Annotated in this window: 27 protein-coding genes; 16 read left to right on the forward strand and 11 right to left on the reverse strand. The window is 27.3% G+C overall.

Translation table 11 applies throughout. The features are described from left to right. Nucleotides 1–982 precede the first annotated feature (982 nt). The 7 genes from gyrA to dnaA all read right to left on the reverse strand — a co-directional run bounded on the left by gyrA (nucleotide 983) and on the right by dnaA (nucleotide 9966). Nucleotides 983–3541 carry a DNA gyrase subunit A gene (gene gyrA, locus HMPREF1092_RS13025; protein ID WP_002599130.1) on the reverse strand — a complete coding sequence of 853 codons (2559 nt, stop codon included), beginning with the start codon at nucleotides 3539–3541 and terminating at the stop codon, nucleotides 983–985. Nucleotides 3542–3563: 22 nt separating this feature from the next. Beyond that, complete coding sequence (gene gyrB / locus HMPREF1092_RS13030; RefSeq protein WP_002599131.1) at nucleotides 3564–5474, reverse strand: DNA topoisomerase (ATP-hydrolyzing) subunit B; 1911 nt, start codon at nucleotides 5472–5474, stop codon at nucleotides 3564–3566. Between the two features lie 54 nt (nucleotides 5475–5528). After that, nucleotides 5529–5789 (reverse strand): extracellular matrix regulator RemB, encoded by a 261-nt coding sequence (gene remB, locus HMPREF1092_RS13035; RefSeq protein ID WP_002599132.1) that lies wholly within the window; start codon nucleotides 5787–5789, stop codon nucleotides 5529–5531. A gap of 13 nt (nucleotides 5790–5802) precedes the next feature. Continuing rightward, complete coding sequence (recF, locus tag HMPREF1092_RS13040; protein ID WP_002599133.1) at nucleotides 5803–6888, reverse strand: DNA replication/repair protein RecF; 1086 nt, start codon at nucleotides 6886–6888, stop codon at nucleotides 5803–5805. A gap of 70 nt (nucleotides 6889–6958) precedes the next feature. Further along, nucleotides 6959–7165 (reverse strand): S4 domain-containing protein YaaA, encoded by a 207-nt coding sequence (yaaA, locus tag HMPREF1092_RS13045; RefSeq protein WP_002599134.1) that lies wholly within the window; start codon nucleotides 7163–7165, stop codon nucleotides 6959–6961. Nucleotides 7166–7239: 74 nt separating this feature from the next. Beyond that, nucleotides 7240–8340 carry a DNA polymerase III subunit beta gene (dnaN, locus tag HMPREF1092_RS13050; protein ID WP_002599135.1) on the reverse strand — a complete coding sequence of 367 codons (1101 nt, stop codon included), beginning with the start codon at nucleotides 8338–8340 and terminating at the stop codon, nucleotides 7240–7242. 264 nt (nucleotides 8341–8604) lie between these two features. After that, on the reverse strand, nucleotides 8605–9966 hold the full coding sequence (gene dnaA / locus HMPREF1092_RS13055; protein WP_002599136.1) for a chromosomal replication initiator protein DnaA: 1362 nt from the start codon (nucleotides 9964–9966) through the stop codon (nucleotides 8605–8607). A 538-nt stretch (nucleotides 9967–10504) separates the two neighbouring features. Between dnaA and rpmH the strand changes: the two genes are divergently transcribed. The 12 genes from rpmH to HMPREF1092_RS13115 all read left to right on the forward strand — a co-directional run bounded on the left by rpmH (nucleotide 10505) and on the right by HMPREF1092_RS13115 (nucleotide 20241). Continuing rightward, nucleotides 10505–10639, forward strand: coding sequence for a 50S ribosomal protein L34 (gene rpmH / locus HMPREF1092_RS13060; protein ID WP_002599137.1), 135 nt, complete (start codon nucleotides 10505–10507; stop codon nucleotides 10637–10639). Between the two features lie 61 nt (nucleotides 10640–10700). Further along, complete coding sequence (gene rnpA / locus HMPREF1092_RS13065; protein ID WP_002599138.1) at nucleotides 10701–11075, forward strand: ribonuclease P protein component; 375 nt, start codon at nucleotides 10701–10703, stop codon at nucleotides 11073–11075. After that, a complete protein-coding gene (yidD, locus tag HMPREF1092_RS13070; protein WP_040413737.1) occupies nucleotides 11047–11256 on the forward strand; it encodes a membrane protein insertion efficiency factor YidD in 210 nt (69 codons plus the stop codon). Before rnpA ends, yidD begins: the two co-directional genes overlap by 29 nt. 21 nt (nucleotides 11257–11277) lie before the next feature. Continuing rightward, nucleotides 11278–12069 carry a membrane protein insertase YidC gene (gene yidC, locus HMPREF1092_RS13075; protein WP_002599140.1) on the forward strand — a complete coding sequence of 264 codons (792 nt, stop codon included), beginning with the start codon at nucleotides 11278–11280 and terminating at the stop codon, nucleotides 12067–12069. A gap of 40 nt (nucleotides 12070–12109) precedes the next feature. Beyond that, nucleotides 12110–12730, forward strand: coding sequence for an RNA-binding cell elongation regulator Jag/EloR (jag, locus tag HMPREF1092_RS13080; protein ID WP_002599141.1), 621 nt, complete (start codon nucleotides 12110–12112; stop codon nucleotides 12728–12730). 196 nt (nucleotides 12731–12926) lie between these two features. Further along, complete coding sequence (gene mnmE / locus HMPREF1092_RS13085) at nucleotides 12927–14303, forward strand: tRNA uridine-5-carboxymethylaminomethyl(34) synthesis GTPase MnmE (protein ID WP_002599142.1); 1377 nt, start codon at nucleotides 12927–12929, stop codon at nucleotides 14301–14303. Between the two features lie 10 nt (nucleotides 14304–14313). Continuing rightward, nucleotides 14314–16203: a tRNA uridine-5-carboxymethylaminomethyl(34) synthesis enzyme MnmG gene (mnmG, locus tag HMPREF1092_RS13090; RefSeq protein ID WP_002599143.1), complete on the forward strand. Its 1890-nt coding sequence runs from the start codon at nucleotides 14314–14316 to the stop codon at nucleotides 16201–16203. 16 nt (nucleotides 16204–16219) lie between these two features. Continuing rightward, the gene (rsmG, locus tag HMPREF1092_RS13095; RefSeq protein WP_002599144.1) at nucleotides 16220–16939 is read left to right on the forward strand and encodes a 16S rRNA (guanine(527)-N(7))-methyltransferase RsmG; all 720 of its coding nucleotides are present in this window, start codon (nucleotides 16220–16222) and stop codon (nucleotides 16937–16939) included. Between the two features lie 120 nt (nucleotides 16940–17059). Next, nucleotides 17060–17842, forward strand: a complete 783-nt coding sequence (gene noc / locus HMPREF1092_RS13100; protein WP_002599145.1) for a nucleoid occlusion protein — start codon at nucleotides 17060–17062, stop codon at nucleotides 17840–17842. Between the two features lie 216 nt (nucleotides 17843–18058). Next, complete coding sequence (locus HMPREF1092_RS13105) at nucleotides 18059–18820, forward strand: ParA family protein (protein WP_002599146.1); 762 nt, start codon at nucleotides 18059–18061, stop codon at nucleotides 18818–18820. A gap of 16 nt (nucleotides 18821–18836) precedes the next feature. Then, a complete protein-coding gene (locus HMPREF1092_RS13110; RefSeq protein WP_002599147.1) occupies nucleotides 18837–19697 on the forward strand; it encodes a ParB/RepB/Spo0J family partition protein in 861 nt (286 codons plus the stop codon). Between the two features lie 40 nt (nucleotides 19698–19737). Continuing rightward, nucleotides 19738–20241: a DUF4446 family protein gene (locus tag HMPREF1092_RS13115; protein ID WP_040413739.1), complete on the forward strand. Its 504-nt coding sequence runs from the start codon at nucleotides 19738–19740 to the stop codon at nucleotides 20239–20241. A 33-nt stretch (nucleotides 20242–20274) separates the two neighbouring features. Here HMPREF1092_RS13115 and HMPREF1092_RS13120 read toward each other — a convergent pair whose 3' ends face one another. The 3 genes from HMPREF1092_RS13120 to HMPREF1092_RS13130 form a co-directional block, all read right to left on the reverse strand. Further along, a complete protein-coding gene (locus tag HMPREF1092_RS13120; RefSeq protein ID WP_002599149.1) occupies nucleotides 20275–20886 on the reverse strand; it encodes a DNA-3-methyladenine glycosylase in 612 nt (203 codons plus the stop codon). A gap of 246 nt (nucleotides 20887–21132) precedes the next feature. Then, nucleotides 21133–21729 (reverse strand): spore protease YyaC, encoded by a 597-nt coding sequence (yyaC, locus tag HMPREF1092_RS13125; RefSeq protein ID WP_002599150.1) that lies wholly within the window; start codon nucleotides 21727–21729, stop codon nucleotides 21133–21135. A gap of 62 nt (nucleotides 21730–21791) precedes the next feature. After that, the gene (locus HMPREF1092_RS13130; RefSeq protein ID WP_002599151.1) at nucleotides 21792–22943 is read right to left on the reverse strand and encodes an aminotransferase class V-fold PLP-dependent enzyme; all 1152 of its coding nucleotides are present in this window, start codon (nucleotides 22941–22943) and stop codon (nucleotides 21792–21794) included. A gap of 149 nt (nucleotides 22944–23092) precedes the next feature. On the opposite strand from HMPREF1092_RS13130, the gene HMPREF1092_RS13135 reads away from it, so the two are divergent. After that, a complete protein-coding gene (locus tag HMPREF1092_RS13135) occupies nucleotides 23093–23326 on the forward strand; it encodes a putative Se/S carrier protein (RefSeq protein ID WP_002599152.1) in 234 nt (77 codons plus the stop codon). Between the two features lie 70 nt (nucleotides 23327–23396). Here HMPREF1092_RS13135 and HMPREF1092_RS13140 read toward each other — a convergent pair whose 3' ends face one another. Further along, nucleotides 23397–24074, reverse strand: a complete 678-nt coding sequence (locus tag HMPREF1092_RS13140; protein ID WP_002599153.1) for a haloacid dehalogenase type II — start codon at nucleotides 24072–24074, stop codon at nucleotides 23397–23399. A gap of 100 nt (nucleotides 24075–24174) precedes the next feature. Between HMPREF1092_RS13140 and HMPREF1092_RS13145 the strand changes: the two genes are divergently transcribed. From HMPREF1092_RS13145 to HMPREF1092_RS13155, 3 genes are read left to right on the forward strand one after another with little or no spacing between them, the layout of a single operon-like run. After that, on the forward strand, nucleotides 24175–24846 hold the full coding sequence (locus tag HMPREF1092_RS13145) for an ArsR/SmtB family transcription factor (RefSeq protein ID WP_051070328.1): 672 nt from the start codon (nucleotides 24175–24177) through the stop codon (nucleotides 24844–24846). A 47-nt stretch (nucleotides 24847–24893) separates the two neighbouring features. Continuing rightward, nucleotides 24894–25784: a mechanosensitive ion channel family protein gene (locus HMPREF1092_RS13150; protein ID WP_002599155.1), complete on the forward strand. Its 891-nt coding sequence runs from the start codon at nucleotides 24894–24896 to the stop codon at nucleotides 25782–25784. Continuing rightward, on the forward strand, nucleotides 25785–25979 hold the full coding sequence (locus HMPREF1092_RS13155) for a DUF951 domain-containing protein (protein WP_002599156.1): 195 nt from the start codon (nucleotides 25785–25787) through the stop codon (nucleotides 25977–25979). The last annotated feature ends 59 nt before the right edge of the window (nucleotides 25980–26038 follow it).

The following is a 26038-nucleotide window of genomic DNA, read 5'->3' on the forward strand; positions in this document are numbered from 1 at the left end:
AAATTTCATCGCTCGACTTGCATGTGTTAGGCACGCCGCCAGCGTTCGTCCTGAGCCAGGATCAAACTCTCAATAAAAAGTTTAATCTTTTAGCTCTTAAAACTTACTTATAAAAGAATTGCTGGTTTAAGTTTGCTTATATATTATTCTGTTCAATTTTCAAAGACCATTTTTTCTTATCGCCTTCAATCGACTTCTTTATGTTATCACTGTTTTGATTACTTGTCAACAACTTTTTAAAAACTTTTTTTATTTTTTTGAGTTGTTGTGTTTCGCATCAGCGACGAGATTTATATTATCATGATATACAATAATATATAATTTAATATGTTTCATTTTTTAAAATTATTATAATATTACTTCTATTTTCTATTTTTATCTATCTTTTTTATATAAAGATACGCCAGGCAAAGAGTATTGCAAGTTGAATGTATTTATATGTATTTGTTTACTTTTATAAGTAAATAATTTAAATTTTTTATATTCTTTCTATCTATATTTTTATATTTTAACTGATTATAATCTAGATTTTATTATTTCTTAGCTCTATTTTTAATAGCTTAAGTTTTTAATTACATCTTTTTTCTATACTATATAAACTATAATATATTTAATTTTTATCAATATAAGTTGTTATAATTATTACTTTAACTATATCTTATTATCAAATTTTATTTTTGTCGTTTAAGAAAAATTCTCTTATCAATTATCGTATATAAAAATCTTTATTATAAAATTTAACTTTTAATAGAATGGAAATTATTTTCTTATATTAATAATTTTCTTTATATCTATTAAATTAGCTCTCAAACTTAATTTTAGATTATACTTATATATCCAATATTAAAGCTATTACTTTCACTCTCCAACATTTAGATACTTTAAAAATTTATATACTTACACAAAACAAAGTTATTTATATTTAAATTTTATTATTTATAAAAAAAGACCACTTGATTTTCATCAGTGGTCCTTTTTAAATTTATTTTTCTGTATCTTCATCCATAGCTCTATTTAATAATTCATCTAAAGATGAATTATTTGATGAATCATTGTCTTCTTCATTAATTGATATTTGTGAATTTTCTAGTGAAATTTGTTCTTCTTTCTCATCAGATTCTTCATTACCAGTAATTTTAGCTATTGTTACAACTTGCTCTTCTTCAAGAGTTCTCATAAGCTTAACTCCCATAGCAGCTCTACCTGTAATAGATATATCAGAAACATTTATTCTTATTGCAATACCGTTTGAGTTTATAAGCATAAGCTCATCATCACTCTTACAAACTGTTGCGCCTATGACTTTACCTGTTTTTTCTGTAATTTTGTAAGTGATAAGACCTTTTCCACCTCTATTTTGTACCTTATATTCTGATGTTGGTGTTCTCTTACCATATCCATTTTCACTTACAACTAATAACTCTTCATCTGGAGTAGCTATATCCATACAAACAGCAATATCATCTTCTTTTAAAGTTATAGCTTTAACTCCTGATGCAGTTCTACCCATAGGTCTAACATCAGTTTCATTAAACTTAACTGCCATACCATTTTGAGTAACAACTATTATATCTGCATCTCCTTTAGTCATTTTAACTTTAAGAAGTTCATCACCATCTCTTAATGTTATAGCATTTAATCCATTCTTTCTAAGGTTTTTGAACTCTTCTAGTTTAGTCTTTTTAACTATACCATTCTTAGTTCCCATAAATAAGAATCCACCTTTATAGATATCATTTACTGTTAGAACAGTCTCTATCTTTTCATCAGCTTCTATAGAAATAAGGTTAATTATATTTGTACCTTTTGCTGTTCTACCCGCATCTGGAATTTGGTATCCTCTTAATTTATATACTCTACCTCTATTTGTAAAGAATAGTATGTCTGAATGTGTAGAAGTAACCATAGCATGCTCAACAAAGTCATCTTCCTTAGTTGACATAGCTTGAATTCCTTTTCCACCTCTCTTCTGTGCTGAATAAACATCAGAAGATATTCTCTTAATGTATCCTGAATGAGTAAGAGTTATAACTATTTCTTGCTCTTGAATAAGATCTTCTACATCAATCTCATCTGCATTTGATTCAATAGCAGTTCTTCTCTCATCACTGTATCTTGCCTTAATTTCTAGTAATTCTTCTTTTATTACTGAAAGTAATTTTTCTTCACTTGCTAAAATTGATTTTAGATAAGCAATCTCTTTCATAAGCTCATTGTACTCATCTTCAATTTTATCTCTTTCTAAACCTGTAAGTCTTCTTAATCTCATATCAAGAATAGCTTGACTTTGCTTATCCGAAAGATTAAATTTTTCAATCAATGTATTTTTAGCTATTTCTGAAGTTTTTGAATTTCTAATTATAGAAATAACTTCATCTATATGGTCTAAAGCTATTCTTAATCCTTCTAAGATATGAGCTCTAGCTTCCGCTTTATCTAACTCAAATATAGTTCTTCTTGTTATAACTTCTTTTTGGAAATCAACATAATGAACTAATACTTGTTTTAAGTTAAGAATTTGAGGTTCATTATTAACAAGAGCTAACATAGTTACTCCAAAAGTATCTTGCATCTTTGTATGTTTATATAAAAGATTTAAAACTACATTTGGATTTGCATCTCTTTTAAGCTCTATTACAATTCTCATACCCTCTCTATCTGATTCATCTCTTAGATCTGAGATTCCATTTATCTTTTTATCTTTTACTAAGTCTGCAATACTTTCTATAAGCTTAGCTTTATTAACCTGATATGGTAATTCATTAACAATAATTCTATGTTTATTATTTTCCTCTTCTATATTTGCTAATGCTCTAACTACAATTTTACCTCTTCCAGTTTCATAGGCAGATCTTATTCCTGATTGCCCCATTATAATACCTGCAGTTGGAAAATCTGGTCCTTTTATAGCTGTCATTAATTGAATTATTGATATGTCTGGATTATCAATCAGCATTATAGTACCATCAATAATTTCTCCTAAATTGTGTGGAGGAATATTTGTTGCCATACCAACTGCTATACCTGATGAACCATTGACTAAAAGGTTTGGAAATCTTGAAGGTAGTACTGAAGGTTCTTTCTCTTCACCGTCAAAGTTTGGTATAAAATCTACTGTGTTTTTACCAATATCTCTGATCATTTGCGCTGCTATCTTATTCATTTTCGCTTCTGTATATCTCATAGCTGCTGCACTATCACCATCAACTGATCCAAAGTTTCCATGCCCATCAACAAGCATATATCTCATTGAGAAATCTTGTGCCATTCTTACTAATGCATCATAAACTGATGAATCCCCATGTGGGTGATATTTACCTAAAACTTCCCCAACTATTCTGGCACATTTTCTGTATCCTTTTTCTGGTGCTAATCCAAGTTCATGCATTGAGAATAATATTCTTCTATGAACTGGTTTTAATCCATCTCTAACATCTGGAAGTGCACGACCAACAATTACACTCATGGCATAATCAATGTAACACTTCTTCATTTCGTTTTTTATATCTACGGGTATTACTTTTCCCTCATTAAAACTCATGTACTTCACCTCATAATTAGTACTAAATATCTAGATTACTTACTTTACTAGCATTTTCTTGGATAAATTCTCGTCTAGGCTCAACTTTTTCACCCATAAGAATAGTGAATATTTCATCTGCTGCCATAGCATCTTCTATAGTTGCTTTTAATAGAATTCTTTGTTCTGGATCCATTGTTGTATCCCATAATTGATTTGCATTCATTTCTCCAAGACCTTTGTATCTTTGAATATTAGTAGAGTTATCTTTTCCTCCCATTTCAGCTAAAATAGAATCTAACTCCTCATCTGAATATGCATATCTATCTTTTTTATTCTTAGTTACCTTGTATAAAGGTGGTTGAGCTATATAAACATGACCTCCATCTATAAGTTCTCTCATATATCTATAGAAGAATGTTAATAATAGAGTTCTTATATGAGCTCCATCAACATCGGCATCTGTCATGATTATAATTCTGTTATATCTTATCTTTGATATATCAAAATCTTTTCCAATTCCAGCTCCAAAAGCAGTAACCATAGATCTTATGGTATCTGAATTTAATATTTTGTCTAATCTCTGCTTTTCTACGTTCATTATCTTACCTCTTAAAGGTAAAATAGCTTGGAATTTTCTATCTCTTCCTTGCTTTGCTGAACCTCCAGCAGAGTCTCCTTCTACTATATAAATTTCACATTCTTTAGGGTCTTTTGATGAACAATCAGCAAGTTTTCCCGGTAAAGATGATCTTTCTAAAACAGATTTTCTTGTTAATTCTCTTGCTTTTCTCGCAGCATCTCTTGCTCTTGCTGCCATTAAAGCTTTATCTATTATTGCTTTAGATATATTAGGATTTTCTTCAAGGAATATTCCTACACCTTCACCAACTATAGAATCAACAACACCTCTAACTTCACTATTTCCTAACTTTGTCTTTGTTTGCCCTTCAAATTGTGGTTCACTTATCTTTACTGATATTACAGCTGTTAGACCTTCTCTTATATCATCTCCTGAAAGATTCTTATCATTTTCCTTTAAATGACCAAACTTTTTGGCATAATCATTAAATACTCTAGTTAAAGCTGTTTTAAATCCAACTAAGTGTGTTCCACCTTCTATAGTGTCTATATTGTTAGCAAATGAAAATAAATTCTCATTGTATCCATCATGATATTGAAGTGCGACTTCAACCATGATACCTTCTTTATTTCCTTCAACATATATAGGTTCTTCATGAAGTGTTTGCTTATTTCTATTTAGATAAGATACAAATGATTTTATTCCTCCTTCATAGAAATAATTTTCTGATTTTTCACTTCTTTTATCTGTTAATGTTATGTTTATTCCTTTATTTAAGAATGCAAGTTCTCTTAATCTTTGTGATAATATTTCAAAATCATATATAAGTTCATCAAAGATTTCTTCATCTGGTTTAAAATAAACTGTTGTTCCTGTTTTTTCAGCTGTTCCAATTTTCTCTAAAGGAGTAACAACATTTCCTCTCTCATAAGATTGTTTCCACATTACACCTTCTCTTTTAACTATTACAGAACATTTCTCTGATAAAGCATTAACAACAGAAGCCCCAACTCCATGAAGACCACCAGACACTTTGTATCCGCCGCCTCCAAATTTTCCTCCTGCATGAAGAACAGTCATAATTACTTCTACAGTTGGTTTGTGCATTTTAGGGTGCATTCCTACTGGCATACCTCTTCCATCATCTTCAACAGTTATTGAGTTATCTTCGTTTATACATACATTTATATTTTTGCAGTATCCAGCTAAAGCCTCATCAATACTATTATCAACGATCTCATATACTAGGTGATGAAGTCCTCTAGAACTAGTACTACCTATGTACATTCCCGGTCTTTTTCTAACGGCTTCTAAACCTTCAAGAACCTGTATTTGACTTTCGTCATAACTTTGCTTATTTCCTTCCAACATAGATTCCTCCTATTTTTTATAATTTAACTTTAGATCAAAGGCAATGTTAGTCTTTTAAGGATTGTAATCTAATCCCGTTCTTTTAGTTAAAGTTGATGATGATATTGGTGATAAATATATCTTACTCATCTTATCAACCTCAGCTATAACAAACGACTTTGGTTTATCATCAGTTATTCTTTCAACAAATCCATCTTCTTCTGCCATTCTTAAAAATTGTATTGTATCCGAACTATACATAGTTGTTTGTAAATCAAAAATACCAATAACATCTTTTATAGGAACTACAACATTTTCTCCTAAATGTAAAAACATAAAGAATCCTCCTTTACATCGAAATTACTCCATCTCTAACCTTAAACAATTTAGAATTATTATCTAAATAGTCATCTAAATCCTCTATTCCTGTACATGTAATAATAGTCTGTATCTCACCAATTGAGCTAAGAACATATCTTTTTCTGTTAAAATCAAGTTCTGATAAAACATCATCTAAAAGAAGTACTGGATATTCTCCAGTTATCTCTTTTATTATTTTTAAAGATGCAAATTTCATAGTTAATACAGCAGTTCTTTGTTGTCCTTGCGAACCAAAGCTTTTTGTATCAACATCATTTATTAAAACAGAAAAATCATCTCTATGAGGACCATAACATGTTATACCTTTTTCTAAATCTTTTTTTCTATTTTTTTTCAAAATTTCATAAAAATCATTTTGTACATTTTCATAATTTTTAATAGATGAAATATATTTAAATTCTATTTTTTCTTTCCCTGATGTTATATCATTATGTATTTCAATAGAATGAGTATTTAATTTATTTAAATATTCGATTCTCTTATTAATAATATAAGTTCCAAATGTAGAAAGTTGAATGTCATATATATCTAAAATATCTAAATCTATTTCTCTATTTTTTAATACTATATTTCTTTCATTCATTACTTTATTGTACTGAACTAAATTATAATAATATTTATGGTCAAGTTGGCACAATTCCATATCTATAAACTTTCTTCTTATACCTGGAGAATCTTTTATGATTTTTAAATCTTCTGGTGAAAACATAACAACATTGAATGTTCCAAAGAGTTCACCTATTTTATTTATTTTTACAGAATTTACTTTTACAACCTTTTTACCATCTTTCAAGATATTTATATCAATTTTCTTATCTAATCTATTTCTTCCTACAGAAACACTTATAAAGGCAATATCACCATTCCAATTGATTAACTCTCTATCTCTTGATGTTCTATGAGATTTTGCAAATGCACAATAGTATATAGCTTCTAAAACATTTGTTTTACCTTGAGCGTTATCTCCCATAAATACATTTACGTTTGGACCTAAATTTATTTCTAAATTATCATAATTTCTATAATTTATTAACTTTAGCTTTTTTACATACATTTATAAACACCCATTTAATTATATCATAATAGACGAATAAAAGCTTTTTATATCTTCCCAATAAAGTATTTTAAACAATTTTGTAAGTTTCACCTTCAAATTCCACTATGTCTCCTGATCTTAATTTTTTTCCTCTTTGTGTACAAATCTCACCATTAACTTTAACCATTTCTTCTAAAATATAAATTTTAGCTTCTGAACCTAGTGAAGCAACTCCAGTCCACTTTAAAAAAGCATCTAATTTTATATATTCTGTGTTTATTCTAATTTCTTGCATAATTATTCAAGAATAAAAGAGTACATATTTAATTTTCCAATTTGCATAATTATGCACCCTTTATTCATCCTCCTTTATCTAACTACTCTTACTGGTAATACTAAGTATCTATAATTATCAGCCATTTTTCCTTTTATTATACAAGGAGTAACACTTGATGTCATTTCTAGTATTACCTCTTCATCATCTAATGATTTTAAAACATCTAATAAATATCTTGAGTTAAATGCAATTTGTATTTTATCTCCTTGCAGATTTATATTAACTTCTTCTCTTACCTTTCCCAATTGAGAATTAGAACTTAAAATAATAACCTCATCTTCGATATCTAATTTTATTAAATTGTTGTTACCATCTTTAGCCATTAAAGATGCTCTTTCAATTCCATTTTGTAATTCTTGTTTTTTAACAGTAATAGAGATTTTATGTTCTTGAGGTAAAAGAGATCTATAATTTACAAATTTACCTTCAAGTAATCTTGATATAATTTTAGTTTTATCTAAATTAAATAATATATGATTATTAGTAAATGTTATTTGAACATTTTGATCTACATCTTCTAATATTTTTGATACTTCGTTTAATGTTTTTCCTGGAATTACAACCTCAATATCTATATCTGAATCTAGATATTCCTTCTTTAGTGCTAATCTATATCCATCTAGTGCAATTAAGTTTAAGCTTTTATCTTTTACTTCAAATAAAACCCCTTGAAGTATAGGTCTAGTCTCATCTTGAGCTATTGCAAAAGTTGTAGATTTTATCATATTTTTTAATATGTTTTGAGGTACTTCAATTTTCATATCTTGATTTAACTGAGGTAATTCTGGGAATTCATCAGCTTTCATATATCCAAGATTAAATACTGATTTTTCACATGTTATTTGAATAGTATCATTTTCTAATGTTTCTATTTTTATATCTGAATTAGGTAATTTTCTTATTATCTCTCCAAATATTTTTGCGTCGATAACAACTTTTCCTTCTTCAAGTATATCTGCATCTACTTTTGTTTCTATACTTACATCAATATCAGATCCAATTAAAGTAATATTTGAGTTTGAAGCATTTATGTAAATACCTTCCAAAATAGGCATTGTTGTTTTTCCTGTAATAGCTTTTTGAACTATTGAAATACCTTCTAATAATTTTTGTTTTTCACATATAAATATCATTATGAAATCCTCCTTATTTATTCACAGGTTTTTTTGTGTTTTTTAGTGTAGGTATATATAATTTACTAGTAATAATAGTAATAGGGGCTGTGGATTTGTTGAAAAGTGGTTCTAGCTATTGAAAATACTAAGAAATTTAGAAAAAAATATTGTGGATAAGTAAGTAACTAATTGTGTACCTTATCCACAGTTATTAACAAGCAAATCTTAAGTAAGAGTTATCCACAGTTTATTAAGCATAAATTATATACAGATGTTGATAGATTAATTTTGAGTTATTTTTTTAGTTAATTCTTCTATAGTATGTTGAAGACTTTCATCTCTATTTAAATTATCAGAAATTTTTTCGTAGGCATGAATTACAGTAGTATGATCTCTTCCACCAAACTCTTCTCCTATCTTTGGTAAAGACATATCAGTAAGTTTTCTACTTAAATACATTGCTATTTGTCTAGGATATGAAACATTTCTAGTTCTTCTTTGAGATTTTAAATCTTCTATTCTTAAATTAAAGTAGCTTGCTACTATATCTTGAATAATTTCTATAGTTACATGTTTGCCTTGTTTTTTAGAAATTATATCTTTTAATGCTTCAGAAGCTAAATCAACTGTTATAGACCTATTTGTTAGAGATGAATATGCAATTATTCTAGTTAATGCACCTTCTAATTCTCTAATATTTGATTTTATTTTAGTTGCAATATAAACCATAACTTCGTTTGCAACACTTAAATTTTCTACGTCTGCTTTCTTTTTTAAGATTGCCATTCTAGTTTCAAAATCAGGAACTTGAATATCAGCTATTAATCCCCATTCAAATCTAGAACGTAATCTATCTTCTAATGTAGGAATTTCTTTTGGTGGTCTATCTGATGATAAGATAATTTGTTTATTTGCATCATGTAAGGCATTAAAAGTATGGAAAAATTCTTCTTGAGTTCTTTCTTTTCCAGCAATAAATTGAATATCATCTATAAGAAGTACATCTATATTTCTATATTTGTTTCTGAATTCTTCATTTTTATCATCTTTAATAGCATTGATTAATTCATTAGTGAATTTCTCAGAGGAAACATAAACAACCTTTGATTTTGAGTTATTTTGCAAAATATAATGACCTATTGCATGCATTAAGTGAGTTTTTCCAAGTCCAACTCCTCCATATATAAATAGAGGGTTGTATGCTTTAGCCGGAGCTTCTGCAACAGCTAATGATGCAGCATGAGCAAATCTATTACTATTACCTATAACGAATGAATCAAATGTATATTTAGGATTCAAGTTAGTGCTCATTTCATCAGATGGATTTTGATTTTCTTCTGATTTTTCTTTTTTTATTTTTTGATTAGTTACCGTTTCTTCTGTACTTTGAATTTCTGACGCAACTAAAAACTCTATCTTATAAAGCTTAGAACAACTAGCTTTGATGGAGTTTACTACTAAATCTTTATATCTTTTTTCTAGTATATCTTGAGTAAAGGTATTAGGGACACTAATTTTTATAGTATCTGAAGACATTGATATAGGCTCACAACTTTTTATCCAAGTGTTGAAGCTTACTTCACTCATCTCGCCTTTTATAATACTTAATGTTTTTTCCCATAATTGCTTTAAATCAGAATCCATTTCTTATCCTCCAATCGGATTTTTAAAAAAATTTTTTATTTAAATTTACATAGTAATTTGTGTTAATAACATATTATAAACATAGTTATTAACAATAAACATAATCAGTTAAGTTATGAATATAATTTTATCCACATGTTAATAATTATGTTGAAATAAAATATGTATATAAGTTATCCACAATTAATGGTTAATGAGATATAAACATATAAAAACATACCAAAAACTAGGATAAATCAATATAATTTATCTAAATATCATAAAATATTAATATAAAAGCAACAAGTTATCAACAAGTTTATCAACAGGTGTGGATAACTTCTTATTAATAACAAGTTATCAACAATATATTTAATATGATAACATAAGTGAATAGAGGGATTCAATAAGTTATCCACAAAAAGTAATAAGCTTTTTATTATTTATCAACAATTATCCTTATTCTTGACAGATTAGTAAGAGGTATATATAATGGTAAAGTAAAAAGAAAAGTATAAGTATTTTTCTATAATAAAAATTCGAAGGGGGTGTAGTGCAAATGTTCATGACATACCAACCTAAAAAAAGACAAAGAAAAAAAGAGCATGGTTTCAGAAAAAGAATGAAAACTTCATCTGGAAGAAACGTGCTTAAAGCAAGAAGACAAAAAGGTAGAAAAAAATTAACAGCATAAGGGCCGCATTTTAGTGGCCTTTTTTCTACAATAGTAGGAAAAAAGGAGTATTGAATTACCTATGATATATAGATTAAAAAAAAATAATGAATTCAGACTCGTATATAGAAGAGGAAAATCTCTGGCTAATGATTTATTGGTGTTATACAGATATAAAAATAACAGAAATAAAGATAAAGAAAACCTACCTTATAATAAGATAGGAATTTCTGTTAGTAAAAAAGTAGGAAATAGTGTTGTAAGAAGTAGAAGTAAAAGACTAATATTCGAAAGCTATAGATTAAATAATATAGATTTAAAAAAGGGATATGACTACGTCTTTGTAGCTAGAACAAAAATAAAGGATAAGAATTTTCATGAGGTTGAAAAAGCTATGCTTAATTTGTTTAAAAAGGCAGGTCTATTAAATGAAGAGAATCATAATATGTCTAATTAAATTTTATAGATTAAGGATATCACCTATGTATGCTCCATGTTGCAAATATAGACCAACTTGTTCAGAATATGCACTTCAAGCTGTAGAAAAGCATGGTGCAATAAAAGGAAGTCTTATGGCTATTTGGAGAATATTACGTTGTAATCCTTTTAGCAAGGGTGGTTATGATCCTGTTAAATAAGATATGGGAGGATAGTTTTAGATGCAAAATTTTATTCAGCCAGTAATCAATGTATTTGTAGCAATATTTGATGCAATACATAACTTTATAGTATCTTTAGGTGTTACAGATAAAGGACTTGGTTACGTGCTAGCAGTTATAATTTTAACTGTTATTATAAAAACACTTGTTTTACCATTTAGTATTAAATCGGTTAAGTCAACAAGAAAAATGCAAGAATTTCAACCTATGATAAAGAAGGTTCAAGAAAAATATAAAGGGGACCCTCAAAAAGCAAATATGGAAGTTATGAAAATTTATAAGGAAAATAACATCAGTATGACTGGTGGATGTTTACCAATGTTAATTCCACTTCCTATATTAATGGCTTTATATTGGACATTTTCAAATCCATCAATATCTTCACAAATTAATGGTGTGAGCTTCTTATGGATACCAAACTTAAATGGGCATGATCCTTTATATATTTTACCTATATTATCAGCAATATTTACTTTTATTCCATCATACATGATGACTAAATCAAATCCTGCTGGTGATGCTTCAGGTATGAATATGATGCCAATGAATATTGGGATGGCTGTAATGATGGGATTCATTTCATTAAGATTCCAATCATTATTAGTTATTTACTGGGTAGTAAGTGGAGTATATCAATTAATTCAAACTTATTTCTTAAATGTTAGACCACTTCAAAAGCAAAAAACTGCTCAAGCAATTGAAGAAAAACAAAAAGATGCTTCAAAAGATAAATTTGGTCTTTTAGAAAGTATTGATGAGGCTAACAATAAAAAGAAAAAGAAGAAAAAATAATTCTTAATTTATAATAAGTGAGAGTAGGTGTCTAGGGCAAATGAAATTTATTGAAACAACAGGGAAAACAGTAGATGAAGCTTTAGAAAAAGCGTTAAATGAGCTTAATGTATCTAAGGAAAGAGTTATTATAGATGTTATTGATGAAGGTTCAAAAGGATTTTTAAGTATTATAGGTAGTAAGCCTGCAAAAATAAAAGTAACATTAAAATATGATTATATACGTGAAGCTAAAATATTTACTCAAAATCTTTTAAAACATATGAATGTTAAAGGGACTGTTGATATTTCAGAAGAAAATGATACTGTAAAAATTGATGTATCAGGACCTAAAATGGGAACGATAATTGGATATAGAGGAGAGACTCTGGATTCAATACAGTATCTTATATCATTAGTTGTAAATAAAGATCATGAGATAAACTATAAAAAAGTTATTTTAGATACAGAAAATTATAGAGCAAAAAGAGAAGAAACTCTTAAAAGAGTTGCTTTAAAAACAGCAAGAAAAGTTATTAAAACTGGAAAACCATTTAAGCTTGAACCTATGAATCCTTATGAAAGAAGAATAATACATGCAGCGCTTCAAAATGAAAGTAAAATTTCAACTTATAGTGAGGGAGAAGATCCTTATAGAAAAGTAGTGGTTGCATTAAAATAATACGTAAAAAGAAAGCCATTAAAGGCTTTCTTTTTTTTGCTTTATTTACTATATTTATTATTTTGACTTATTAAGTATATTTCTGTAAAATTGATATTAGTTTGTTAGAGTTAAATGTTTATAAAACGATAAAATAATACATAATTTAAAATAAAGCAAAATTTAGAATATGATAAATATTTAAGGAGGTTAAGATATGAAAGAGTTTGATACTATTTGTGCAATAGCAACAGCTCAAGGTGAAGGCGGAATTGCTATTATAAGAGTTTCAGGAAATAAAGCACTTGAAATTGTTTCAAATATATTTAAACCTAAAAATAAATTTGATATAAAAGCTATGAAGACATATACAATGAAGTATGGAAATATAGTTGATAAAAACAATGATGTAATAGATGAAGTTATTATAAGTTACATGAAAGGACCTAGAAGCTTTACTGCTGAAGATGTTGTTGAAATAAACTGTCATGGAGGAGTTGTTTCTACTAATAGGGTTTTAGAAGAAGTAATAAGAGCAGGAGCAAGACTTGCAGAACCGGGGGAATTTACTAAGAGAGCATTTTTAAATGGAAGAATAGATTTAAGTCAAGCTGAAGCAGTTATAGATATAATAAGAGCTAAAACTGATTTAGCTATGAAGTCTGCAATGATGCAAAGTTCGGGTAGACTTTCCCAGGAAATAAATAAGCTTAGAGAGTATTTATTAAATGTATTAGCTTTAATAGAATATGCTGTTGATTTTACTGAAGATGATGAAGAACCGGATGAAACTATACCAGTTAGAGTTGGAGAGGGATTAGATAAAGCTATATTAGAAATGAATAGACTTTTAAAAAGTGCAAATGAAGGAAAATTAATAAGAGATGGATTAAAAATGACTATAATCGGAAAACCAAATGTTGGTAAATCATCTCTGATGAATGCTTTACTTCAAGAGCAAAGAGCTATTGTTACAGATATTCCAGGAACGACTAGAGATGTTATAGAAGAGTTTATTAACTTAGATGGAATCCCTGTTAAGATAACTGATACAGCTGGTATAAGAGAAACAGAAGATATAGTAGAAAAAATAGGAGTTGAAAGATCTAAGGAAAAGCTAGAAGAGGCTGATTTAGTAGTTCTTATGATAGATACTTCTAGAGCTATAGAAGCTGAAGATAGAGAGATTATTGAAGTTGTTAAAGATAAGAATACAATAGTACTTTTAAATAAGGTTGATTTAGAGGAAAAAATATCAAGAGATGAGTTAAAAGATTTCAGTAATTTCATTGAGATATCTGCTAAAACAGGTTTTGGAATAGAAGATTTAAAAGCAAAAATAAAGGATATGTTCTTTAGTGGGGAAGTTGATAGTGAAAGTTTAATTATCTCTAATAATAGACATAAGCAAGCTTTAATAAGAGCTTTAGAGAATTGTATAGAAGCAAAAGATAGATTAGATAAAAATGAATTCCTAGATTTAATATCTATATATGTAACTTCAGGAATGAAATCTCTTGGAGAAATAACAGGAGCAGAACTTGAAGAAGACTTAGTAAATAAGATATTTAGTGAATTCTGTTGTGGAAAATAGGAGGAAACAAATGAGATATAATGGTGGAAATTATGATGTTGTAGTTATTGGTGGGGGCCATGCTGGATGTGAGGCTGCCTTAGCTTCAGCAAGAATGGGATTAAAAACGCTAATTTGTACTATAAATTTAGAATCAATTGGAATGATGCCTTGTAACCCTAATATAGGTGGAACTGCAAAAGGGCATTTGGTTAGAGAAATAGACGCATTAGGTGGAGAAATGGCTGTAAATATAGATAAAACATTTATCCAATCAAGAATGCTTAATACTTCTAAAGGGCCAGCAGTACATTCATTAAGAGCACAAGCTGATAAACATGCTTATCAAAAAAGAATGAAAAGTGTATTAGAAAGAGAAGATAATCTTTATGTAAGACAAGTAGAGATTATTGATTTAGTAGTTGAAGATGGAACTATTAAAGGAGCAGTTTCAAGAAATGGGGCTGTATTTAATTGTAAAGCTGTTATTTTAGCTACAGGAACATATTTAAAGGCTAAAATAATAATTGGAGATGTGAGTTATTCTGGGGGACCTAATGGATTATCAGAAGCTAAAGATTTATCACAAACTTTATTAGATTTAGGAATAGAACTTAGAAGATTTAAGACAGGAACTCCAGCTAGAGTTAATAAAAGATCTGTAGATTTCTCTAAAATGATAGAGCAAAAAGGTGATGATATAATAATACCTTTCTCATTTATGAATGATAATGTTGATAGAGAGCAAGTATCATGTTATTTAACATATACAAATGAAGAAACTCATAAAATTATAAATGAAAATATAGGAAGATCACCTATTTATAATGGAACTATAAAAGGAATAGGACCAAGATATTGTCCTTCAATAGAAGATAAAGTAATGAGATTCCCAGATAAGGGAAGACATCAAATATTTGTAGAGCCAGAAGGTGATGATTCACAAGAATTATATATAGGAGGGCTTTCATCATCACTACCAGAAGATGTTCAAATACAAGTTATACGAACATTAGATGGATTAGAAAATGCAGAAATAATGAGAGCTGCTTATGCTATAGAATATGATTCAATAAATCCACTTCAATTAAAGCCAACTTTAGAATTTAAACATATAAAAGGTCTTTATGGAGCTGGACAATTAAATGGTAGTTCAGGATATGAAGAGGCAGCAGCACAAGGAATAGTTGCCGGTATTAATGCAGCACTTAAAATAAAAGGCGAAGAGCCTCTAATATTAACTCGTTCAGATGCTTATATAGGAGTTTTAATAGATGACTTAGTTACAAAAGGAACTAATGAACCTTATAGAATGATGACATCTAGAGCTGAATATAGACTATTATTAAGACAAGATAATGCTGATTTCAGATTAACTGAAATTGGACATAAAGTTGGATTAGTAAATGAAGAGAGATATAATAGATATTTAAATAGAAAAGCTAATATTGAAAATGAATTAGAAAGATTAAAGAATTTACAAATAACTAATAAAACTGAAAATAATGAATTCTTAGAAAGCTTAGGTTCAGCTGCATTAAAGAAACCAACAAGATTATATGAGCTTATAAAAAGATCTGAATTAGATTATTTTTCATTAGCGCCATTAGATGAAGAAAGACCAGATTATGATTATAGTGTTGGAGAACAAATAAATATAATAGCTAAATATGAAGGATATATTCAAAGTCAATTAGAGCAGGTTGCTCAATTTAAGAAGTTTGAAAAGAAAATATTACCTAAAGATATTAATTATTATGATGTAAAAGGGCTTAGAACTGAAGCAATGCAAAAATTATCAGATATAAGACCTGTTAGTATTGGTCAGGCTTCAAGAATATCTGGAGTTTCACCAGCTGATATATCAGTGCTTCTAATATATTTAGAAATAGGATATGGAAAAGATAAAGAAAATAAATAGCCCTTGGGAGGATAATATGGAATTTTACAATATAATGAAAACTGCAGCAGATGAAGTAAATGTTGAGTTTAATGAAGAAAAATATGAGAAATTCATAAAATATATGAGACTTGTACAAGAGTGGAATCAAAAGATAAACTTAACAGCTATAACTGAAAATGATGAGTTTATAAAGAAGCATTTTATTGATTGTATAAAAGCGTTTAAAAGTGATGAACTTAAAAATGCAAAGACTGTAATAGATGTAGGGACAGGCGCTGGTTTTCCAGGTCTTCCTATAGCTATTATGAATGAAAATACTGATGTAACGCTTTTAGATTCTTTAAATAAAAGAATTAACTTCTTAAATTTAGTAGTAAAAGAATTAGGACTTAAAAATGTAACTACTATACATTCTAGAGCCGAAGATGGGGCAAGAAAAAAAGAATTAAGAGAAAAATTTGATGTTGCTACATCAAGAGCTGTTGCTAATATGGCAGTTTTATCAGAATTTTGTCTTCCATATGTAAAAGTAGATGGATTCTTTATAGCTTTAAAAGGCCCTGCAATAGATGAAGAACTTTCTGGAAGTAAAAATGCTATTGGAACTTTAGGTGGAAAACTTATAAGAGTTGATGAAACAATTGTTGAAGGAACTGACTTAAATCATAATATTGTAGTTGTCAAAAAAATAAAAGAATGTCCTAAGGCATATCCAAGAAAAGCAGGTAATGTTACAAAGAAACCAATAAAATAATGATAAATATATATAAATTAAAGGCAATATTTCCTATATAAAGATAAAGGGAAATAAAATAGAATGTAGAATTGATATATATATGAAAATAATGGAATTTTATAAGGGATGGGTTGCATAATGAGTAATAATATAATAAATATTAATGTAAAAGAGATAATTCCAAATACATATCAGCCAAGAAAGTATTTTAAAGATGAAGCTTTAGAGGAGTTATCAGAGTCAATAAAAGTGCATGGAATAATTCAACCAATAACAGTTCGAAAAAGAGGAGATTTTTATGAATTAGTTGCTGGTGAGAGAAGATGGAGAGCAGCTAAGCTAGCAGAAATGACAGAAGTTCCTTGTTCAGTTATTGAAATAAGTGATGTAGAATCAGCAGAGATTGCATTACTTGAGAATTTACAAAGAGAAGACTTGAATTTTATAGAAGAAGCGGAAGCATATTACAATTTGATAAATGACCATAAATTTACGCAAGAACAACTTGCAAAAAGAATGGGAAAAAAACAATCCACAATTGCTAATAAATTAAGAATTTTAAAATTAAGTGAGCCTATTAGAGAAATATGTGTGGATAACAATTTAACAGAGAGACATGCAAGAGCGTTGCTTTCTGTGGATAACTCTAAACTTCAAAAAAAGATTTTAAATAAAGTAATTAAAGATAAATTAAATGTAAGACAAACTGAAGAATTTATAAATAAAGAGTTATTAAAATTAGTTGGTAAAGAATTGAACAGTAAAAAGAAAAGTAATATTAAATCAGCCTTTCCTGCAAAATTATATGTAAATAGCATAAAACAAGTTTTTGATAAATTTAATATACCAGCCAAATATGATATGGATGAAAAAGAAGAATATATAGAAATAAAAGTTAAAATTCCAAAAGTAAAAAAATAGTTTATAATAGTAAAGCAACTCTAGTAAAAATAAATAGAGTTGCTTTATTTTTGAGCATTTAAACTAATATTTAAGTTATAGTAAAAAATATCTATTATAAATTTATTAAGAAAGTATTCTTTTGGGAGTTTTAATCTTTTATTATACAAAAAAAATATATATAATATTAAGTATGAGAGGGGGTGTACGGCTCTAGTTTAAAAGGCAGAGCTAATTATGAAAACAATTTGCGTATTTAATCAAAAAGGTGGAGTAGGAAAAACTACAACTAACATAAATTTATGTTCGTATCTAGCTATGTTAGGTTATAAAGTTTTAACTATAGATATAGATCCACAAGGAAATACTACTAGTGGATTAGGTCTAGATAAAAGAAGTCTAGAATTATCAATGTATGATGTAATTACATCAAATGTCTCACTAAGTGAAGTTATTGTACATAGTGATTTAATAAGTAATCTTTATATTGCCCCATCTACAATGGAACTTGCAGGTGCTGAAGTTGAAGTAATAGGCAAAGAAAATAGAGAACGTATATTAAAGGAAAAAATAGAAGAGGTGAGTGATGAATTTGATTTTATATTTATAGATTGCCCACCATCTTTAGGAGTACTTACAATCAATGCACTTTCAGCGAGTAATTCAGTTTTGATACCTATACAATGTGAGTTTTATGCTTTAGAAGGTGTAGGTCAACTTATTAATACTATAAAATTAGTTACTAAATCTCTAAATACTAAATTAGACATAGAAGGTGTAATCATGACTATGTATGATTATAGAACTAATTTAAGTAATGAAGTATACAGAGAAGTTAAGGAATTTTTCAAAGATAAAGTTTATGAAAATACTATACCAAGGAATATAAGATTAGCAGAATCGCCAAGCTTTGGTTTACCAATTATGCTTTATGATGAAAAGTGTAAGGGAGCAGAAGCTTATTCTAAATTAACTAAAGAATTTTTAAAAAGACAATAGTGAAGGGTGAGAGTAAATGAGTAAAAAATTTGGTTTAGGAAAAGGTCTTGGAGCACTTATACCTGAAGAGATTGAAAAAAAAGAAATTAAAGAAGATAAGAAAGATTCTTTAATGATTCCTTTAAATAAAATAAAAACTTATTCAGAGCAACCAAGAAAATTTTTTGATAATGAAAATATAGCTGAATTAGCTGAATCTATAAAAAATCACGGTATTATTCAACCGATTTTATTAAGAAAAAATAAAAGTAATTATATCATAGTTGCTGGAGAAAGACGTTTTAGAGCTGCAAAAATGCTTGGTTTAAAAGAAGTTCCAGCTATAATAAAAGATTTAACAGAAAATGAAGTTCTAGAAATTTCATTAATAGAAAATATTCAAAGAGAAGATTTAAATCCAATTGAAGAAGCAATAGCTTATAAGAAATTATTACAAGAATTTAACTTAACACAGAAAGAATTAAGTAGTAGAATAGGGAAGTCAAGAGTTGCAATAACTAATACAATGAGATTATTAAAGCTTGATGAAAGAGTTCAGCAATATCTAATAGAAAATGTTATATCTGAGGCACATGGAAGAGTGCTATTATCTTTAGAAAATAATGATTTACAATATGAATTTGCTCAAAAGGTTATAGATAATAAGTTATCTGTAAGAGATCTTGAAAGAAGTATAAAATTATTTCTAGAAAATTCTAATAAGCCTAAAAAAGAAAGCAAATCAGTAAATCCTTATGTTAAAGATGTTCAAAATAAATTACAAGATTATTTTGGAACTAAAGTAATCATAGATGATAAAAACCAAAAAGGAAAAATAGCAATAGAATATTATTCAGAGGAAGATTTGAATAGAATTTTAGAATTAATAAACATCTAAATGTTTCTCGTGAAACATAAAGGAAGGACGGAAATAAAAAGTGGAAAATTTAATGAGCACGATTCAAAATGCATTGCCTTATATAGTGATAGTAATGGCAGTCATAGTAATTATATTATTAATACTAGTTATTGCTTTATGGAAAGGACTTAATAAAGTAGAAAAAAGATATAAAAAGCTTATGAGAGGCGTAGATAATAAAAATCTTGAAGAATTAATTGTTAGTGAATTAGGTAAGATAGATAATGCTAAACAAATTGCTGAACAAGCACTTAATACTGCAACACAAGTTAAAAAAGAAATGTTAGAATGTGTTCAAAAAGTTGCTATTATGAGATATAAAGCATTTGATGATGTTGGAAGTGATTTAAGTTATTCAATTGCTTTATTAGATGGTCATAATGATGGAGTTGTATTAACTGGTCTTTATGGTAGATATGATAGTACATGTTATGCTAAGCCAGTTGATAAAGGAATATCAAGATATGAACTATCAGAAGAAGAAAAATGTGTCTTAGATGAAGCCATAAAAAAAGCGATATAATAAAAAACATCTCAATTTTATATTGAGATGTTTTTATTTTTTTGATATAAATTGATTATCTTTTATATAATATCTCCAAGGAAAGTCTTTAGCTTCTTCAGCATAATCTATTCCTATTCTAGTAGTTTCTATTATTTTAAAATTATTCTCTTTAGAATCTTCTATATATATTTCATTACTAGATAACATATCTATAAAATTATCTGATTTATTAATTTGATAGGCCATAGTAAATTTAGCAGGTCCATTAGTTAATGCTTTAATTTGAGATTTAGATAACTCTGAAAAATTCTTTTTAAACCTAATATTACTAATATAATCAAATTCATTTAATGGTTCTACAGAACGAATTAATACACCTTCAGGAATATCTATTTCTTTAGTTATTATGTTAAAGCAATAATAAAGACCGTAAATAAAATAAACATAAGTTATACCAGGGGGTCCATATAGAGGTTCAATTTTAGAGGTTCTTTTTTTACCATAAGCATGACAGGCTTTATCTATTTCACCTATATATGCTTCAGTTTCTGTTATAATACATCTAAGAGTTTTTCCATTTATATTTCTAACTAATATTTTACCTAGAAGTTCTTTAGCTACTATTCTAGCATCTCTTGCATAAAAATCTTTTTTTAATCTCATAAAATATCCTTTCTAAAATGTTTCTCGTGAAACATTTATTTATTAATATTAAATTTCTAACGAGTATCATTAAAATATTATCTAAATATATTTATAAACGTAATTGAATAAAAATATTTATAAAAATTATAAATTATAATTATAATAAAATAAAAATTTATTGATTAAGTTTTAAAATCTAGTTTTAAAATGTTTCACGAGAAACATTTCAATTAAATTATAAACTAAAAGAAGCTAAATATAAATTTAGCTTCTTTTAGTTTCTTGAGGATAGATATTTATTATTTTCTTTAAAGTTTTACTTAATAATTTATCTGCATGTACAAAGCTTTTAAAAATAGTATTTGATAATAACATAACTGTATATAATCTAGTATTTTGCAATACTAGAAATTCAAAGTTTCCGGAAATATTAACTATTCCAGTTAAACTTAAGTCGCCAACTTTAGGTAAATCTTTATTTAAAGCTAATCCAGGAGATAATGGAGTATTTTTTAAATTTATATTACCTATATTAGATATTTTCCCCAAAGAGGCATCTACCGCTATTATAAAAGGATTTTTAAATTTTGAATTTATTTTAATTATATAGTCAGAAAGATTTTTTGCATGTATTGGATTTTCTAAAGTTCCATAAACAAAAAAATTATTTAGATTATATTTTTTTAATTTATCTCCAGATATAGGCCCTAAAGAATCACCAGTACATCTATCTGTACCAATACAAAGAATAATCAATTGTTTATTTTGCTCATAAGGAGTTCTTATATAGTGAAAAATTTCTTCTCCTAGTTCAATATAAGAGTTTTCATTTGTACCATCTATAACTAATAAGTTTTCCAAAAAACAACACCTCCTTTTGAAATTATTTCCAAAAAGGAGGCGATTTAATCATATCATAAATATTAATAAAAATATTTTTTTGCATCACTTAAAATTTTTAAAGCATATTCTATTTCTTCATTAGTATTAAAATAAGATATGCTAAGTCTTACTGAGCCTAAAGGAAATGTTCCTATAGTTTCATGAGTTTTAGGAGCACAATGTAAGCCTGAACGATTGCTTATACCATTTGAATCTAAATAGAAAGATAATTCTGATGAGTCTACATTTTCTAAATTAAACGAAATTGATGTAGTAGAATTGTTACAAGATAAATCACCGTAAACTGTATAGCCTAATTCTAAAAGCCCTGATACAAGCTTTTTATATAAAGTTGTATTATGAGATTTTATATTTTCTAATCCAATTTCGTTTATAAAATCTATTCCTCTTGATAAACCAACAATTCCAGGAATATTTAAAGTCCCACTTTCAAATTTATCAGGTAAAAAAGTTGGCTGATAAATATCGTGAGATAAGCTTCCAGTTCCACCTTCTATGAATGGAGAACAAGCATCATTAAACTCATCTGATATTATAAACCCTCCAATTCCTTGAGGACCTAATAGACTTTTATGACCAGTAAAAGCTAAAGCACTTGCATTTACTTCGTTAAAATCTATTTTAACTGTACCTGCTGATTGTGCAGTGTCAATAATAAAAAATATGTTATGTTTTTTACATATAGCACCTATCTCTTTTATTGGTTGAATGCATCCAGTAACATTTGAGGCATGAGTTAAAACTATTAGTTTAGTATTAGATTTAATTTTGGCTTCAAAATCAGAAGGATTAATAAAAGAGTTTTTATTTGCTTTTACAAATTCTAAATCAATGCCAATAGATTCTTTACATGAAATTAAAGGTCTAATCACAGAGTTATGTTCAATAGAAGAAGTTAATACATGGTCACCTTTTTTTAAAATACCTTTAATTAAAATATTAAGAGATGTTGTTATATTATTAGTAAAAATAACATTTTCAATTTTATCAAAATTAAAAAAATCAGCTATTTTTTGTCTAGCCATTAAAACCTCTTTATTACTAGCTAAACTGTTAGAGCTAGTTGAGCGATTAGCATTTCCACCGACATTTGTTAAGTATTCATATATACTATCAGTAACTATTTTTGGTTTAGGAAAAGTTGTACTTGCATTATCTAAATAAACTTTCATTAAACAAACACCTTTCTAGTCATTATTTTATTATTTAATTATAAATCAAAAGAATTTTCAAATCATCTAATTTACTAAAAACTATATATAAATAATAAATTTAGATATAATATAAATATATTTTAAATGAAAATAAAAAAGGAGACATTATGAAATATTATATTATGGTTTTTAAAAATACACATGATGCAATGGCAGCTGAAAAAGCTTTAGAGGAAAAAGGATATTCATTTAGAATAATGCCAACTCCAACTAGCATAACTCAAAGTTGTGGCATATGTGTGAGATTTGAAAATGAAGAAGAATTAATAAAAGCAAAGAAAGAAGACTTTGAATACAAAAATACTTATTTAAGAGAAGGAAACTCTTATAAAGAAATATAGGTGCATAAAACACCTATATTTCTTTTTTATTTATTTTTAAAAAAATAATATAAAATAAGTTTTGATAATCTTACTCAAAAAGATTTAGGGCTTCTTTTAGGTTAGAAACTATGTAATCAGGATTATATTTAGAAACTTCAGTTTCCTTATTGAATCTATTTATCCAAATAGTATTAAATCCGAATTTAGATGCACCGATTATATCCCATCCATTTGATGAAAAGAAAACAACCTCTTTTAGATTTACATTAAATTTATCAGTTATTATTTTATAAACTTCTTTATTAGGTTTAAATTTTTTTACTTCTTCGACTGAAATAACAGAGTCTAATATATTCTTTAAACCAGAAGACTCTACAGCATTATTAATCATTTTATATGATCCATTTGTTAGTATTACTAATTTTAATCCTTTCTCTTTAAATTTTAGAAGGGTTTTAATTACTTCTGAATAAGGAGATAACTCCATATAAGAACTCATTAAATTAATTTTAAGTTTATCACTAGTTATTTTAAATGTATTACAAGCATAATCTAAAGAGTTAGCAGTGATATCAATAAAATCTGTGTAATCATCCATTATTTCACTAAGGAAACTATATTCTAATTGTTTAGCTCTCCATAAAATAGAAAATTCGTTATATAGTTCTCCAATTTCATCTTTATATTTTTCAGAAGCAGAGTGAACATCAAATAAAGTACCATATGCATCAAATACACAAATTTTTATATTATTTAAGCTTTTCATAATACACATTCCTTTCTATTGATTAAATCTTGGTATAAAATAATTATAATAAGATTATTATTCCATGGATATGGAAATATATTTAAAAGGGGTGAAAAATTTGATTACACCAGATATTAGTGAAGTAGCAGCTATATTTTCAGATAAGTCAAGGGCAATCATGCTTGTAGAATTGTTAGGGGGAGCAAGAACGACTGGAGAGTTAGCTAAAATTGCAAATATTAAACCACAGACTGCTACATATCATTTAAATAAAATGGCTGATAATAAACTTATAATTAAAAATAGGTTTGGCAGAAATTCATATTATAAAATAGCAAGTGAAGATGTAGCTAAAATATTAGAAGCATTACTTCAATTATCAAAAGATCCTAAAATTAAATCTTTAAAAGAAAGTATAAAATCAGAACAAATAAGATTTGCTAGGTTATGTTATGACCATATTGCAGGGAAATTAGGGGTTATTTTATTTAATAAATTAATTGAATTAAATTATGCTAAAGTAATTGGAAATAGTGTATTTTTAACTGAAGAAGGAATTTTAAATTTAAAAAATATTGGCTTTATTATTAATGAAAATAAAGAGTACATAGGAGAACTTTGTAGAGATTGGAGTGAAAAAGCTCATCATGTATCAGGAGCGATAGGAAATATGTTATATATTTCTTTATTAAATTTAGATTTAATAGAAAAGGATCCTGATTCAAGAAAAATAAAATTAAAAAATTCAGGAAAAGCTTTTTTAAAAGAAAATTTTAATATAAATATATAGAGGTTTATATTAAAATATAGTATATGAGAATTTAATGAGGGGGAAAAATGAATAGTTTAATTATAGTGAATGAAGGATTAAAAATAGGATCTATACAAATAAAACCTGAATTTGTTGATAGGATTCTACAAGTATCATTAAAATTTATATTTGTATTATTTCTAATGTTTATTTCAATAAAGATAGGCAAAACAATAATTAAAAAGTTTGTCGAAAATCAAACTAAAGATAAAGGATTAAAATTTGCAATGAGTCCACAAAAGGCAAAGACTATAGGTGAAGTTCTTAAAAGTGTTTTGAAGTATTCTGTATATTTTATAGGAGTTGCAATATTGCTTGAAGAATTATTTGGCGGAATTTCTCTTACATTTGCAAGTATGGGAGGTTTTGCAATAGGATTTGGTGCTCAAAGTTTAGTACAAGATTTGATAAATGGTTTTTTTATTTTATTTGAAGATCAATATGGGGTTGGAGATTATGTTACTATAGGTAAGTTTGAGGGGATAATAGAAACTATTGGGATAAGAACAACAATATTAAAAGATTTTACTGGAGATTTACACTTAATACCTAATGGTAGCATAAAAGAAGTAACTAATCATTCTAGAAATAATATAAGATTTATAGTAGATGTAGAAATAGCATATGAAGAGGATATAGATCATGCTATAGAAGTTATTTCTGAAACTTGCAAAGAATTTGAAGCTAAGTATGAAGAAGTTCCTCAACCAATAGAGATATGGGGAGTAAATAGTCTTGGAAATTCTGGAGTAACAATTAGAGTAGTTGGCTTTAGTATACCTATGCATCAATGGTCTATGGAAAGAAAGTTAAGAAAAGCAATAAAAGAAGCTATGGATAGAGAGAAGATAGAAATTCCATATAACAAAACAGAATTTATTATAAATAAAAAAGTAGAAATGGAGGAAGTTTTTTAAATGGTAGAAAAGTTTGAACTTGGTGATATAGTAGAAATGAAAAAACAACATCCTTGTGGTGAAAAGAGATTTAAGATAATAAGAACTGGAGCAGATGTAAAAATAAAATGCTTAGGTTGTGAAAGAATAATTATGCTTCCAAGAAGCAAATTTGTAAAAGGTGCCAAAAAAATTATCCAAATACAAGAAAATTAATAAAACTATTGAAAAAACAATTATGTAATGATAAAATAAATAATTGTAATCCCTGCTGT

The sequence above is a fragment of the Clostridium thermobutyricum genome (assembly GCF_000371465.1).
GTDB classification, from domain to species: Bacteria; Bacillota; Clostridia; order Clostridiales; family Clostridiaceae; genus Clostridium; species Clostridium thermobutyricum.